The following is a 14,892-nucleotide window of genomic DNA, read 5'->3' as shown; positions in this document are numbered from 1 at the left end:
GGGCCATCTTCGTTGTTATTGCAAAGCGTTGAGGATCTGCCAGGCGGCGGCGACTCTCACCGGGTTTGGATAGTTTTTGTTAGCCAGCATCACAATACCCAACTCTTTTTCTGGGATAAATGCGACATAGCTACCAAATCCGCCGGTCGCCCCTGTTTTATGTACCCATGATGCGCGCACAGCAGGAGCAGGGGGCGTAATCGCTTTTACTGGTCGTGCTGCCAGTGCAATTTTATTGTCGCTGCCATTAATGATGCTGTCAGGATTTACCGGCCAGTCCAGCATTTCCCAGCCGAGGCCTTGATACATATCGCCAATTTTCCAGTAGCGAGATTGCGCCAGTTGGATACCTTGCTGAAGTGTTTTGTCATTGATATTACGAGGATCTATATTGCTTTGTAGCCAGCGGGCCATGTCTTCAATCGTCGATTTCACACCGTAAGCTTCAGCATCTAACGCCCCTGGCGAAACATGCACCGCTTTACCTTCGCGATATCCCCAGGCGTAATTCTTTTCTTCTGCAGGCGGCACATTAATCCACGTATGGGTGAGTTTGAGTGGCTGGAAGACACGGGTATCCATTGCCTGTTCAAAGCTCAAACCAGACGGCTTCACAGCTAGCGAGCCGAATAAACCGATACTGGAGTTGGCATACAGACGTTGTGTTCCTGGCGTCCAGTCAGGCTGCCAGTTTTGATAGAAGCGCAGCAAGTCGCTTGAGGATTTAACGTCATCCGGCACTTGCAATGGCAGGCCGCCAGCGGTGTAGGTTGCGAGATGTAATAGCGTGATCCCGTTCCACTGTTTAGCGGTAAGTTCAGGCCAGTATTTTGTGACGGGATCGCTTAGATTTATTTCCCCTCGAGCAATAGCGTCGCCACCAAGTACGCCCGTAAATGTTTTGCTGACCGAGCCTAACTCAAACAACGTTTGCTGCGTGACGGGCTGCTTTTTATCTACGTCCGCATAGCCCCAGGTAAAGTAATAAGGTTTGCCCTGGTAAATCACTGCAACGGCCATGCCCGGGATTTTTTGTTGTTCTATAAGCGGAGTCATTGTGCGATGCACAATATCGTTGAGCTGTTGGGGGGCGGCAAGTGCGGAGCAAGAGGCGGTAATCAGTAAGGCGCAGAGCGTCATTTTGAGCATAAGGTCTGGTTCCCATACAAAACGGCCCGCCATAGGCGGGCCGGATTTACATTGGCGATGCGTTAGATTGTAACGACACCAATCAGCGTGACAACTGTCAGGATAGCAGCCAGACCGTAGAAAACCCATTTGCCCGCAGGCACGTGGATTTTCAGATCGTGCATCGCGTGGTGCATACGGTGTAAACCACACCACAGCGGCAGAACGATCATCAGGAACAGGAATACGCGACCAATGAAGCTCTGCGCGAACGCCAGAACGCGTTCGTAGCTCAGAGCATCACCCGGAAACAGTCCCAGCGGCAGCATAATGCCGACCAGCAGGATCATTACCGGTGCAATGATTGCGCTCCACATACCACCGGCCCCGAAAAGGCCCCAGAATACCGGTTCGTCAGAACGCTTTGGATTTGGATTAATCATCTCAGGCTCCTTACCAGTACAGGGCTACAAACAGGATTACGATGGTGGCAACCACGGTTACCGCCCAGAGACTTTTGATAATTGGCTCTGGTCCCATTTTTTCGTCTTTTACAATGATATTGGCCGCTTTCGGTGCCAGTTCAAACCAGGTTTTGGTGTGCAGCAGAGCTGCCGCCAGAGTGATCAGGTTAATGATCACGATAACCGGGTTTTGTAAAAAGTCGACGAATCCCGCCCAGGCTTCCGGGCCATTTTTCAGGGCAAACAGCCCGAAAATCAGTTCAATGCTGAACCACACAGCCGGAACCGCCGTGCCTTCGCGCAGCATGTAAAAGCGATAAAACGGCAATTTTTTCCACCAGGTGGACGTCATTGGCCGTACATACGGTTTACGTTTAGTCGTCATGTTGCACTCCTTAGCGTGGTTTCAGGGTCGCGATAAGAAAGTCTTTCGAACTTTCTACTTTGCCCTGCTGAATGGCCGCAGCCGGATCGACGTGTTTCGGGCAGACTTCGGAGCAGTAGCCCACGAAAGTACAGCTCCATACGCCGTTCTGGCTGTTCAACTGCGCCATACGCTCCTTCTTACCGTGGTCGCGGCTATCTTCGTTATAACGATGCGCCAGCGTAATGGCAGCCGGACCGATGAACTCTGGGTTCAGGCCAAACTGCGGGCACGCGGCGTAGCACAGACCACAGTTGATGCAACCGGAGAACTGATGATACTTCGCCATCTGCGCCGGGGTCTGGATGTTAGTACCCTGATCCGCGGTGCGGGAGTTGCCAATGATGTATGGTTTGATCGCTTCCAGACTTTCGATGAAGTGGGTCATATCGACGACCAGATCGCGTTCGATCGGGAAGTTAGCTAGCGCTTCAACCTTCATACCGTCGGTGTAGTCACGCAGGAAGGTTTTACATGCCAGTTTCGGCACGTTGTTGACCATCATGCCGCAGGAACCACAAATCGCCATACGGCAGGACCAGCGGTAGCTCAGATCCGGTGCCAGGTTGTCTTTGATATAGCCCAGCGCATCCAGTAATGAGGTGGTTGCGTCATAAGGCACTTCATAAAATGCGCTATGCGGTGCGGTATCGACTTCCGGGTTATAGCGCACCACCTCGATTTTCAGGTTCTTCATCTCAGCCATTCGCCTTCTCCTTCTTATTGGCTGCTTCCGCCTTATCGGCTGCATCCGCTTCGCCACCGTAAACGCGTTTAGCTGGCGGCAGCGTAGTAATCTTCACGTCGCTGTACTCCAGGCGAGTAGTGCCATCAGCATCGCGGAAGGCGAGGGTGTGTTTGAGGAAGTTGACGTCGTCACGCTCGGTGCAACCTTCGTCCAGACGCTGGTGCGCGCCGCGAGACTCTTTACGCGCCATTGCGGAGTGCGCCATACATTCGGCAACGTTCAGACCGTGGCCCAGCTCGATGGTGTAGAGCAGGTCGGTGTTGAACACGCTGGAGGTGTCGGTGATGCGCACGCGCTTGAAGCGTTCTTGCAGCTCCGCCAGTTTGTCGATGGTTTTCTGCATCAGTTCCGGCGTACGGTAGATACCGCAGCCTTCTTCCATGGCCATGCCCATTTCGTCGCGGATCTTCGCCCAGTTTTCGCCGCCGTCCTGGTTAACCAGATCTTTCAGACGCTGTTCAACGGCAGTAGCCTGTGCATTGATTGCCGCATCGTTGCCATTACCAGCGGTAGATGCGCGCTCCATAGCTTGCTCACCGGCCAGACGACCGAAGACCACCAGTTCTGCCAGTGAGTTGGATCCCAGACGGTTTGCACCGTGCAGACCTACAGAGGAACATTCACCGACGGCGAACAGACCCTTAATACGGGTTTCGCAGTTCTGATCGGTTTCGATACCGCCCATGGTGTAGTGCGCGGTCGGACGTACCGGAATCGGTTCTTTAACCGGATCGACGCCAACGTATGCTTTTGCCAGTTCGCAGATAAACGGCAGACGTTCGTGCAGTTTTTTCTCACCCAGGTGACGCAGGTCGAGGTATACCACATCGCCGCGTGGTGTGGAGATGGTGTTGCCTTTACGCCATTCGTGCCAGAAGGCCTGAGAAACTTTGTCGCGCGGACCCAGTTCCATATATTTGTTTTTCGGCTCGCCCAGCGGAGTTTCCGGGCCCATGCCGTAATCTTGCAGATAACGGTAGCCATTTTTGTTGACCAGAATACCGCCTTCACCGCGGCAACCTTCGGTCATCAGGATACCGGAACCCGGCAGACCGGTCGGGTGATATTGAACGAATTCCATGTCACGCAGCGGAACGCCGTGGCTCAGTGCCATGCCCATACCGTCGCCAGTAACAATGCCGCCGTTGGTGTTGTAGCGATATACGCGACCCGCGCCGCCGGTAGCCATAACCACCGCATTAGCACGGATTTGCACCAGCGTACCTTCCATCATGTTCATTGCCACCAGGCCGCGAACGTGACCATCATCGACCAGAATATCCAGCACGAAGTGTTCATCAAAACGCTGGATCTGCGGGAATTGCAGAGAGGTCTGGAACAGCGTGTGCAGCATATGGAAGCCTGTCTTATCAGCGGCGAACCAGGTACGCTCGATTTTCATACCGCCGAAGCGACGTACGTTGACGCTACCATCCGGGCGACGGCTCCATGGGCATCCCCACAGTTCCAGTTGAGTCATTTCAGTTGGGCAGTGGTGGACGAAATAATCCACGACATCCTGCTCACACAACCAGTCGCCACCCGCTACTGTATCGTGAAAGTGATATTCGAAGCTGTCATGATCCTGCGCGACAGCGGCGGAGCCCCCTTCTGCGGCAACGGTATGGCTGCGCATCGGGTATACTTTTGAGATTAGTGCGATTTTTGCATTTGGATTTGCCTGCGCGGCAGCAATTGCAGCACGTAATCCCGCGCCACCGGCACCTACAATGGCAAGATCGGCTTGAAAGGTTTGCACGACATTCCTCCAGATTGTTTTTATCCCGCAGCACCGTACTTCAGGGTAAGTGTCTGAAAGCTACGGTCTGCGAACGCTATTCCACTGCTCCTTTATAGGTACAACAGTATAGTCTGATGGATAAGTCTGAAATTTGACGAGATCGATTTTTTTAGCGTGCCGGGAGGCTAAATTATCACTGAAGATGATTAATTTAATTACTAAACCATCATATTGCGGTTTTTTTAGTCACTGCCCACCGTTGATTGATTTCTGCGTAAAATTTGTCTCGCCGTCGCGTTGCGAGTAGACTTCGTGCCCTTGTCAAAAACTGGAGATTTTACTATGAGCGAAACGGCATCCTGGCAGCCGAGCGCATCCATTCCTAACTTATTAAAACGCGCGGCGATTATGGCGGAGATCCGTCGTTTCTTTGCCGATCGTGGAGTGCTGGAGGTGGAGACGCCTTGTATGAGCCAGGCGACGGTAACCGATATTCATTTGGTCCCGTTTGAGACACGTTTCGTAGGCCCCGGGCACTCGCAGGGGATGAATCTCTGGTTAATGACCAGCCCGGAATACCACATGAAACGCCTGCTGGTTGCCGGTTGTGGTCCGGTATTCCAGTTGTGCCGCAGCTTCCGTAATGAAGAGATGGGACGTTATCACAACCCTGAGTTCACTATGCTGGAGTGGTATCGACCGCATTATGATATGTATCGGTTGATGAATGAGGTGGACGACCTCTTGCAACAGGTGCTGGACTGCCCGGCGGCAGAAAGCCTTTCTTATCAACAAGCTTTCTTGCGTTATCTGGAAATAGACCCGCTTTCTGCTGACAAAACGCAACTGCGAGAAGTCGCGGCGAAACTGGACTTGAGTAACGTTGCAGACACCGAAGAAGACCGCGACACGTTGCTGCAACTGCTGTTTACCTTTGGCGTGGAACCGAACATTGGTAAAGAAAAACCAACGTTTGTGTACCATTTCCCGGCCAGCCAGGCATCACTGGCACAAATCAGTACGGAAGATCATCGGGTCGCGGAACGCTTCGAGGTCTACTACAAAGGTATTGAGCTGGCGAATGGTTTCCATGAATTGGCGGACGCTCGTGAACAGCAACAACGCTTTGAGCAGGATAACCGTAAACGTGCGGCGCGTGGTTTACCACAACATCCTATCGACCAGAACCTGATTGACGCCCTGGAAGTTGGTATGCCTGACTGTTCCGGCGTGGCGTTAGGTGTTGACCGCCTGGTGATGCTGGCATTGGGCGCTGAGACACTGGCGGAAGTCATTGCCTTTAGTGTCGACCGGGCATAATTCTGAAAAGCTAGCTCAATCGCAACACAGAATGGCGTAGCTGACGCCATTCTGTAGCAGATGTTTTCATTTTCCCGCTAAAGCGCACAATTTAAGACTGGATGTTTGCTATCATCCGGGTATCAATTCTGTATTAGTTTTATTGTTGCCTGCCAATCGGTGGGTAGTGCAGTTAATTGGCGCGTTTAATATATGCGCTGAAATGAAGGATGATTCCATGCCTCACACGATAAAAAAGATGAGTCTAATTGGGCTCATATTGATGATCTTTACTTCAGTATTCGGTTTTGCGAATAGCCCATCGGCTTATTATTTAATGGGTTATAGTGCGATTCCATTTTATATATTTTCTGCATTATTATTCTTTATTCCATTCGCCTTAATGATGGCTGAAATGGGGGCGGCCTATCGCAAAGAAGAGGGCGGTATCTATTCCTGGATGAATAATAGCGTTGGGCCACGTTTTGCTTTCATCGGCACCTTTATGTGGTTTTCCTCTTATATCATCTGGATGGTGAGTACTTCCGCTAAAGTTTGGGTGCCGTTCTCAACATTCCTCTATGGTAGCGACATGACTCAGCACTGGAGTATTGCCGGGCTGGAGCCTACGCAGGTTGTTGGTCTGTTGGCTGTAGCATGGATGGTTCTGGTTACCGTCGTCGCCTCAAAAGGGATTAATAAAATAGCCCGTATTACTGCGGTAGGTGGTATAGCAGTAATGTGTCTTAATTTAGTATTACTGTTAGTGAGCGTTGCTATTTTGTTATTAAATGGTGGTCATTTCGCACAGGATATTAATTTTGTGGTATCTCCAAATCCGGGATATCAGTCCGGTCTGGCGATGTTATCTTTTGTCGTATTTGCTATTTTCGCTTACGGTGGAATTGAAGCTGTTGGCGGTCTGGTTGATAAAACGGAAAATCCTGAAAAGAATTTTGCTAAAGGTATTGTTTTTGCCGCTATTGTTATTTCGATTGGTTATTCCCTGGCAATATTCTTATGGGGCGTCAGCACTAACTGGCAGCAGGTATTAAGTAATGGTTCGGTTAACCTTGGCAATATTACTTATGTACTGATGAAGAGCCTTGGGATGACGCTGGGTAATGCACTGCATTTGTCGCCCGAAGCATCATTGTCGCTGGGGGTATGGTTTGCGCGTATTACCGGACTTTCGATGTTCCTCGCTTACACGGGGGCGTTCTTTACGCTTTGCTACTCGCCGTTGAAAGCAATCATCCAGGGGACGCCGAAAGCATTGTGGCCGGAACCAATGACGCGTCTGAACGCGATGGGAATGCCGTCTATTGCGATGTGGATGCAGTGCGGGTTGGTTACTGTCTTCATCCTGCTGGTTTCGTTTGGCGGCGGCACCGCATCGGCGTTCTTTAACAAGCTGACGCTGATGGCGAATGTCTCCATGACCATTCCGTATCTGTTCCTTGCCCTGGCATTCCCGTTCTTTAAAGCGCGTCAGGATCTCGACAGACCGTTTGTTATTTTCAAAACGCACATGTCAGCAATGATTGCCACAGTGGTTGTCGTATTGGTGGTGACGTTTGCTAACGTCTTTACCATCATCCAGCCAGTAGTCGAAGCCGGAGACTGGGATAGCACATTGTGGATGATTGGCGGCCCTGTCTTCTTCTCGCTGTTAGCAATGGCGATTTACCAGAACTATTGCGGCCGCATGGCGAATAAGCCTGAGTTAACCTTAGATTGATTGTATGCAATAACAACTCATCGCCAGCCCGGCGATGAGTTGTCTGAAAAGGAAGATGTCATGGATGGCACGGGTCGGGGCCCGCTGATAACCGAAGATCAAGTCAGAGCACTGCAATTTTCTGCTGGGGATGTAGCGGAAATAGAGCAGACTATTCTCTCTTTTTTCGATGCCTGCCACACCCGTAAAATAGCGATGGTGGTCGGCAATACCATTAATACCCTCAAAGATCGAGACCGGAATCGGTGGCGAAACCTGTCGGATATTTATTGCGCTTACCTTATCAGGTTCCTGGTTTTTCGTGGCGAATTGGTCGGATACGGTGATTTGTTCAGAATGCGTTTTAGCGAAATGAAACTGTCGGTTGAAACGTCATGAGTGCACATCAGTTTATTTTATGCTGCATTTGGTTCTTCGTATCTGTTCTCTGGATTCTGATACTGTCCACGCTGGACAAAGAATGGATGATTGATGGACGCGGGATTAACAACATCTGCGATGTGTTGGAGCATCTGGAAAATGACGATACTCGCGATGTCGGTGTGATAATGACGTTGCCGCTGTTTTTCCCTTTTCTTTGGTTCACGCAGTGGCGAAAAAAACGCGGCTGGTTTATGTACGCCACCGCACTGGCGATCTTCGGCTACTGGCTATGGCAGTTTTTCCTGCGCTATCAGTTTTGTTGGTGATTGAAACTGCCAGAGTCGCCTCCGGCAGTTTCTCACGTTACAAGCTTCCTGCCTGACGCCCTTTACCCGCAGACGTTAATGTTCTGCCCGTTTGTTTACCGTTAAGACTTTCCAGACGCATCTGGAACGGCGGGAATGGCATATCGATACCGTGGGCGTGGAAGCCCGCCAGAATTAACTGGTGGATCTCGTGGCGCAGCGGCATACGGTGACCCATTTCCGCGGCGTAAATACGCAACTCGAAAATCTGAATCCCCTGTTGTAGATCGACCAGGAAGACTTCCGGTGCCGGGTTGTCGATGACCAACGAGCAGCGACGCGCTGCGGTTAGCAAGATTTCCGTCACTTCTTCACTGTTGGCATCGGCAGGAGCCGGAATCGTCAACACCACGCGCGTGACCGAGTCAGAAAGCGACCAGTTGATAAACTGCTCAGTAATGAACGCTTTGTTCGGCACAATAATCTCTTTGCGATCCCAGTCGCTGATAGTGGTGGCGCGGGTGTTAATTTTCGTCACACTGCCAGTAAGATCGCGAATTGTCACCGTATCGCCAATGCGAATCGGTTTTTCGAACAGGATAATCAGACCAGAGATAAAGTTGGCGAAAATCTCCTGCAAACCAAAACCGAGACCAACACCGAGTGCAGCGACCAGCCACTGCAATTTCGACCACTCAATACCAATCATCGAGAAGCCGACCAGCCCGCCAATCAGCATCAGCAGATATTTGGTGATGGTGGTGATGGCGTAACCTGTACCTGGCGTTAAATCAAGGTGCTGCAAAATCGCCAGTTCCAGCAGCGCGGGCAGGTTGCGCACTAGTTGCGTGGTGATGATAAACACCAGAATGGCAATCAGCACTGCACCGAGAGTAATCGGTTCCAGACTTTCCACGCCCTGCACTGTGGAGGTGACATCCCACAGCGAAATATTTTCGAGGAAGCCAAAAGCGGAATGAATTTCTGACCACAGCACGATGACTGAAAGAAGGGCGATCAGCATCAGGATTGAACGCACCAGCCGCAAGGATTGTGCACTGATAGCATCGAGATCGACTTCGCTTTCATCCACTTCAATCGCCCCTTCCGGGCTACTGTGATGATGCGCTTCTTCTTCGCCACGCGCGCGTTGTGCCAGCATTTCAGCACGGCGATGCTTCGCCCGGTCAAACGCCAACCTGCGGCGTTGGATCAGCATCCAGCGGCGGATAACGTGATAAATCACCAGTAACAGGAACCAGATGGCGACCGATGTTTCCAGCCTTGCCAGCAGAGCCTGCGCTGTTGCCAGATAACCCACGGCTGCGGCGAGAATAGCGACCAGTGGCGCGCCAATCATCATGTTCCACAGCATATGGTTGGCAATGTTGTCACCACTGCCTTCTTTGTTAAGATACAGTGGGATCCCGGCTTTTTTCAGGCTGAGCGTGACCACTGCCAGTGCACCGCAAATGAGGATAAAGCAAAGACGTCCCAGTGAGCCGGAAAACTCGCGGTCGTCGAGATTATCAAACATCATCAGCGCCATAATCAGTGGCACGATAAGCCCAATGCTCATCAGGTAGTAGCGCATACCACGGGAAACACGTTCGCGCGGCCAGCCGAAATGGGCGATAAACAAGCCGTTCGGGCGAGCAAAGGTGGCGCAAATCATCACCACCCACAGCAGTGGCACGGTGGCCGTTACACCATCGCCAATCGCTACCGCCAGCGGATAAGGCCACGCCTCGCGCAAGCCGTAACCCAGCGTCATCCACAGCACTGGTAGCGGCGAAGCGACGAGGATCGACCAGAAAAGCGTCCGTAACGTCAGCCAGAAATGATCCTGAGTGACTTTGCCGACTTTAGCCGCCGAACGTTCAAGAAAACGGGTGAAATAGCGGCGCGAGTAAATGCTGCAACCGACCAGAATCAACGCGCCAAACAGCGGTAAAATAGTCTCTTTGCTGGTCAGCATCATCATGGTGGCTTTACCTAACTGACTGAAGGTGTCCAGCGAGATCAGACGACGCAGATCCTGGGCGATTTCCAACGGCCAGGCGATGGTCATCGGGCGCACATCAGAGGTCCAGAACAGATAGCGGTGTGTCGCTTCGTTGACCTCTTTCAGCGCATCTTCCAGTTGCCCGTTGGAAACTTTCAGCTTGGTTAGCTCAAGCAGTAGCGTGTCGCCGCCCTGGAGTAATGAGTTAAGCAACTCGCGCTGAGTACGCAATTGAGCTTCGAGTATCCGGTTTTGCTCGGCAGTCAGCGGCTGGCCGTCGGCCTGAAGGATCTGTCGCAGTTGTGGCTGTTTATTGAGGAGATCTTCATAATGCAACCGTTGCACGCGCAACTGAGCCATCTCGGTATCAAGCTGTTGCGGTTTCGGCATTTCCGGCAGGCGTGCCACCTGCGCCCGCAGTGCTTCACCGAGCAAGTTTGATGAACCCAGCCATTGCGACTGTTCACGCAGCGTATTCAGCGCCTGCCGGACTTGCAACGTCTGGCTGGCAGCCTGACGCTGCTGTGAGGCGACGAGATCCATCCGCTGCGCTTGTTGATTCAACGCCGCCGATAGTTCACGGTTAATTTTGAATTGAGCAACGATATCTTCCGGCAAATCGGCACTGCTTTCTGCCAGTAATTCAGTGCTTTCCAGCGCCCGCTCTGCCTCAAGCTGGCGTTGGCTGTTCAACTGGTTGCGCAGGGCCTGCAAATACGCATCCAGTTGCTGACTCTCTTTTTCTGCCAGTGCCGAGCGCAGACGAGCCAGTTCCTGACGGTTATTGGCAGAAAGTTGCGCCAGCTCGAGTTCATCGACCAATGATTTCAAACGTGCGGAGTCGGCCTGCAACGCGAAATTTTGTGCCTGATTAAGCGGACTATTTCCCGTGAGTGTCCCCAGTCGGCGCTCAATTTCATTCAACTGGCGGCGGGCGTCAGTTTGCTGTTGTGGTAATTGATTAAGCGAATCCGCAATCTCGCGGGCGCGTTCCTGCTCTTGCTGGGCCTGACGGCTTTTATCCAGCAACTGACTGCTGACCTGGAGTATTTCCTGATTCAGCGCGTCGGTAGACATCCCCGGCGACACGCTGCGCGGCTCATCACGCATATTGTTTAACTGTGCGCGCAGAGTAGCGGAGAGTTTCGGGTAGTTATCAATGACTTCTTGATATTGCTTGATGCGCTCAAGGGAACCTTTACGTTCCTCAAGCGCATTTAAGGCAGACTGGAGCGCCTCTACGACTTCCGGCTGCGCGGGTTTCGCCGCTTTTGCCTGCTCCAGTTCCTGGGTGATTTGTTTACTATCGGGGGCCGTCGCGGCGTACGCCCCCCAACTGAGGCACCAGGCCATCAGAAAAGTGATAATCAGGCGCACGTCAGCGTTTCCTTTGATGGATTAGACCTGGTCTTTTTTGTCGTCAACCAATGGGCTGGCGTCGTGTTCTGCCTCGATCTCTTCAGCAGGAAGCGGGGCCGGTTCAGTTTCTGGCGTAACAAAGGTTTCGGTAGATACAGCCAGCGGCTGACCAATCTTAGTGACAGAAAGGCTTGCCAGTTGCTCAACCAGATTCACTTTACCCGGCGCAAACAGGTTGATAACAGTAGATCCGAGTTTAAAGCGCCCCATTTCCTGGCCTTTCAGTAGCGCCACAGAATCGTCGTTTTCCCCGGCAGGCCAGGTCCAGCGTTTGATGATGCCTTCGCGCGGTGGCGTAATGGTGCCTGCCCAGACAGTTTCAATGCTGCCAACAATTGTCGCACCGACCAGAATCTGTGCCATCGGGCCGAATTCGGTATCGAAGAGACAGATTACGCGTTCGTTACGGGCAAACAGATTTGGCACGTTCTGGGCTGTGAGATGATTCACCGAGAAGAGATCGCCCGGCACGTAGATCATCTCACGCAGGATACCGTTGCACGGCATATGTACGCGGTGGTAGTCACGCGGGGAGAGGTAAGTGGTCACAAACGTACCGTTGCGGAAGAGATCCGCCATCAGGTAGTTACCCGCCAGCAGGGCTTCAAGACTGTAGTTGTGGCCTTTGGCTTGCAGGATTTTATCTTCTTCGATTTTACCTAACTGGCTGATAACACCATCGGCAGGCATGACCAGAACATTCGGGTCGGTATCGATCGGGCGTACATCGTCACGCAGCGGACGGACAAAAAATTCGTTAAAGGTACGGTAGCTGGCGGTGTCCGGTTTCTGCGCCTCTTTCATGTCGACCTTGTAGTATTTAACGAACAGATCGATAACCAGTTTTGTCAGCCATCCTGCCCGCTTGCTTGCACCCCAACCCGCCAGGCGAGTAAGCCATAGTTTCGGCAGAATATACTGTAGCGAAAGTTTGAATGAATTTAACAAGGTAGCCTCCAGGCCATTGTTTTGTCGTTCCTGATCCGGCGTACATGCCGGATCCTGAAAAAAAGGGGACGATTCTAACGACGGTTAGCTTAATTGTCAGTCATCCGTATCAGAAAAGTTTTTACGCGTTTTTACCTGCGCCATGCTTTCCAGAATACGGTGATAGTTTTCGAAACGAGTTTCCGCGATTTTCCCATCTTCAACCGCTTCACGGATAGCGCAGCCCGGATCGGTATCGTGTTTGCAATCGCGATACTTACACAGGCCTAAGTAATCATGAAATTCGACAAAGCCTTGAGTGATTTGTTCCGGTGCCAGGTGCCAGAGACCAAATTCACGCACGCCAGGGGAATCAATCACATCACCGCCGTGCGGGAAGTGATACAGCCGCGCGGCGGTGGTGGTGTGCTGACCCAGACCAGAGTTGTCCGAAACATCGTTGGTCAGGATCTCTTTTTGCAGCCCCAGCAACGCGTTCAGCAGACTGGATTTACCGACGCCAGACTGCCCGGCAAAGATGCTGATCCGCCCGGTCAACGCCTCTTCCAGCGGTTTCAGGCCATCCTGAGTATGGCTGGAAACCATTAATACGCGATAACCAATGTTGCGGTAAATATCCATCTGCTCGTTGACAAATGCCATGCCGTCATCGTCCAGCAGGTCGATCTTGTTGAGCACAATAATCGGCTCAATCTGCAAGGTTTCGCAGGCCACCAGGTAACGGTCGATAATATTGAGCGACAGCTCCGGCAAAATGGCGGAGACAATGACGATCTGGTCGATGTTGGCGGCAATGGGCTTCACGCCGTCGTAAAAATCCGGGCGTGTCAACACCGAGGTGCGCTCATGCACCGCTTCAACGATCCCTTTGACATTAATACCTTCCGCCGCCGGTTTGCCCGGACGCCAGACAACGCGATCGCCAGTCACCAGCGAACGGATGGTGCGGCGAATATTGCAGCGGTGAACTTCGCCATCGGCGGATTCCACATCAGCATGCATGCCAAAACGGCTGATGACGATACCTTCATCAGGCTCGCCAAACAGATTGTCGTCGTAGTCGGGCTTCTCCTTAGACGTTTTAAGACGACGCTGGTGATTGGCGTTCACACGGCGCTGCTGGCCTTTGGAGAGTTTATTTTTACTCAATCGTACTGACTCCTGGTCGCCCCTGATGGGCAAAACATCTATGATACACGCAATTGCGAATCAATATAGTCACTGTGAATGGGTGGAAAATAGCATGAGTGCCAATGAAAACAACCTGATTTGGATCGATCTTGAGATGACCGGTCTGGATCCCGAGCGCGATCGCATTATTGAGATTGCCACGCTGGTGACCGATGCCAACCTGAATATTCTGGCAGAAGGGCCGACCATTGCAGTACACCAGTCTGATGAACAGTTAGCGTTGATGGATGACTGGAACGTGCGCACTCATACCGCCAGTGGGCTGGTGGAGCGTGTGAAGGCGAGCACGATGGGCGATCGGGAAGCGGAACTGGCGACGCTCGAGTTCTTAAAACAGTGGGTGCCAGCAGGAAAATCACCGATCTGCGGTAACAGTATTGGTCAGGATCGTCGCTTCCTGTTCAAATACATGCCGGAACTGGAGTCGTACTTCCACTACCGCTATCTCGATGTCAGCACGCTGAAAGAGCTGGCGCGCCGTTGGAAGCCGGAAATTCTTGATGGTTTTACCAAACAGGGGACGCATCAGGCGATGGATGATATCCGTGAATCGGTGGCGGAACTGGCATACTACCGCGAGCACTTCATCAAGATGTAAAATTTTTCCTGGTCACGTAACCGCCGAAATCCACTTGCGGCGGCGTGATTTTGACGCTAAATTGAACGTCTTGCCGATAATTTCAGCACTTGAGATAAAAACTCAAAAAAATTTTTTTAGGGGGGTTGCAGAGGGAAAGATTTCTCGTATAATGCGCCTCCCGTAACGACGCAGAAATGCGAAATTACGAAAGCAAAAATTAAGTAGTACGCGGGAATAGCTCAGTTGGTAGAGCACGACCTTGCCAAGGTCGGGGTCGCGAGTTCGAGTCTCGTTTCCCGCTCCAAAATTTGAAAAGTGCTGAAAGGCACAGACCACCCAATCGCAGTATTTCGAATTGCGACAAGGCGGAAACTGAACGAATCCTTCGGAGCTTACAAAAGTAAGTGATTAAGGTGAGTGAAGGCAGCCAAGGCAGTAGCGATTTGAAAGACGAAGATTAAGCGGGAATAGCTCAGTTGGTAGAGCACGACCTTGCCAAGGTCGGGGTCGCGAGTTCGAGTCTCGTTTCCCGCTCC

General features: G+C 51.9%; 13 protein-coding genes and 2 tRNA genes. 7 read left to right on the top strand and 8 right to left on the bottom strand.

All coding sequences use genetic code 11. The features are described 5' to 3' along the window. Nucleotides 1–15 precede the first annotated feature (15 nt). The 5 genes from BEA93_RS16560 to frdA form a co-directional block, all read right to left on the bottom strand. Complete coding sequence (locus tag BEA93_RS16560; protein ID WP_001517615.1) at nucleotides 16–1,149, bottom strand: BlaEC family class C beta-lactamase; 1,134 nt, start codon at nucleotides 1,147–1,149, stop codon at nucleotides 16–18. Between the two features lie 62 nt (nucleotides 1,150–1,211). Then, nucleotides 1,212–1,571, bottom strand: a complete 360-nt coding sequence (gene frdD / locus BEA93_RS16555; RefSeq protein WP_000609664.1) for a fumarate reductase subunit FrdD — start codon at nucleotides 1,569–1,571, stop codon at nucleotides 1,212–1,214. Nucleotides 1,572–1,581: 10 nt separating this feature from the next. Then, nucleotides 1,582–1,977: a fumarate reductase subunit FrdC gene (frdC, locus tag BEA93_RS16550; RefSeq protein WP_000208757.1), complete on the bottom strand. Its 396-nt coding sequence runs from the start codon at nucleotides 1,975–1,977 to the stop codon at nucleotides 1,582–1,584. Between the two features lie 10 nt (nucleotides 1,978–1,987). After that, nucleotides 1,988–2,722 carry a fumarate reductase iron-sulfur protein gene (gene frdB, locus BEA93_RS16545; protein ID WP_000829498.1) on the bottom strand — a complete coding sequence of 245 codons (735 nt, stop codon included), beginning with the start codon at nucleotides 2,720–2,722 and terminating at the stop codon, nucleotides 1,988–1,990. After that, nucleotides 2,715–4,523: a fumarate reductase (quinol) flavoprotein subunit gene (gene frdA / locus BEA93_RS16540; protein ID WP_001517616.1), complete on the bottom strand. Its 1,809-nt coding sequence runs from the start codon at nucleotides 4,521–4,523 to the stop codon at nucleotides 2,715–2,717. The genes frdB and frdA overlap by 8 nt, the downstream gene beginning before the upstream one ends. Nucleotides 4,524–4,847: 324 nt before the next feature. Between frdA and epmA the strand changes: the two genes are divergently transcribed. The 4 genes from epmA to BEA93_RS16520 all read left to right on the top strand — a co-directional run bounded on the left by epmA (nucleotide 4,848) and on the right by BEA93_RS16520 (nucleotide 8,234). Then, nucleotides 4,848–5,825 (top strand): elongation factor P--(R)-beta-lysine ligase, encoded by a 978-nt coding sequence (gene epmA / locus BEA93_RS16535; RefSeq protein ID WP_105224770.1) that lies wholly within the window; start codon nucleotides 4,848–4,850, stop codon nucleotides 5,823–5,825. Between the two features lie 217 nt (nucleotides 5,826–6,042). After that, entirely contained in the window at nucleotides 6,043–7,545 is a 1,503-nt protein-coding gene (gene yjeM, locus BEA93_RS16530; RefSeq protein WP_016262797.1) for a glutamate/gamma-aminobutyrate family transporter YjeM, read from the top strand. Nucleotides 7,546–7,605: 60 nt separating this feature from the next. Next, entirely contained in the window at nucleotides 7,606–7,923 is a 318-nt protein-coding gene (gene yjeN, locus BEA93_RS16525; RefSeq protein WP_000349123.1) for a protein YjeN, read from the top strand. Further along, nucleotides 7,920–8,234: a YjeO family protein gene (locus BEA93_RS16520; protein WP_001272717.1), complete on the top strand. Its 315-nt coding sequence runs from the start codon at nucleotides 7,920–7,922 to the stop codon at nucleotides 8,232–8,234. Before yjeN ends, BEA93_RS16520 begins: the two co-directional genes overlap by 4 nt. Nucleotides 8,235–8,271: 37 nt before the next feature. Here the strand turns inward: BEA93_RS16520 and mscM are convergent, their stop codons facing one another. The 3 genes from mscM to rsgA all read right to left on the bottom strand — a co-directional run bounded on the left by mscM (nucleotide 8,272) and on the right by rsgA (nucleotide 13,734). Then, complete coding sequence (mscM, locus tag BEA93_RS16515; protein ID WP_001236833.1) at nucleotides 8,272–11,595, bottom strand: miniconductance mechanosensitive channel MscM; 3,324 nt, start codon at nucleotides 11,593–11,595, stop codon at nucleotides 8,272–8,274. 21 nt (nucleotides 11,596–11,616) lie between these two features. Then, entirely contained in the window at nucleotides 11,617–12,585 is a 969-nt protein-coding gene (gene asd, locus BEA93_RS16510; protein ID WP_000934902.1) for an archaetidylserine decarboxylase, read from the bottom strand. Between the two features lie 96 nt (nucleotides 12,586–12,681). Further along, nucleotides 12,682–13,734, bottom strand: coding sequence for a small ribosomal subunit biogenesis GTPase RsgA (gene rsgA, locus BEA93_RS16505; protein ID WP_000041983.1), 1,053 nt, complete (start codon nucleotides 13,732–13,734; stop codon nucleotides 12,682–12,684). Between the two features lie 94 nt (nucleotides 13,735–13,828). Between rsgA and orn the strand changes: the two genes are divergently transcribed. The 3 genes from orn (at nucleotide 13,829) to BEA93_RS16490 (ending at nucleotide 14,890) form a co-directional block, all read left to right on the top strand. Beyond that, the gene (gene orn / locus BEA93_RS16500) at nucleotides 13,829–14,374 is read left to right on the top strand and encodes an oligoribonuclease (protein WP_001517620.1); all 546 of its coding nucleotides are present in this window, start codon (nucleotides 13,829–13,831) and stop codon (nucleotides 14,372–14,374) included. A 210-nt stretch (nucleotides 14,375–14,584) separates the two neighbouring features. After that, a tRNA-Gly gene (locus BEA93_RS16495) sits at nucleotides 14,585–14,660 on the top strand. Nucleotides 14,661–14,817: 157 nt separating this feature from the next. Next, nucleotides 14,818–14,890, top strand: a tRNA-Gly gene (locus BEA93_RS16490). The last annotated feature ends 2 nt before the right edge of the window (nucleotides 14,891–14,892 follow it).

The organism is Escherichia sp. MOD1-EC5950 (assembly GCF_002965345.1).
Classification (GTDB): domain Bacteria; phylum Pseudomonadota; class Gammaproteobacteria; order Enterobacterales; family Enterobacteriaceae; genus Escherichia; species Escherichia marmotae.
The sequence above is the reverse complement of the archived record's forward strand: the minus strand, read 5'-3'. Positions and strand labels throughout refer to the sequence as shown.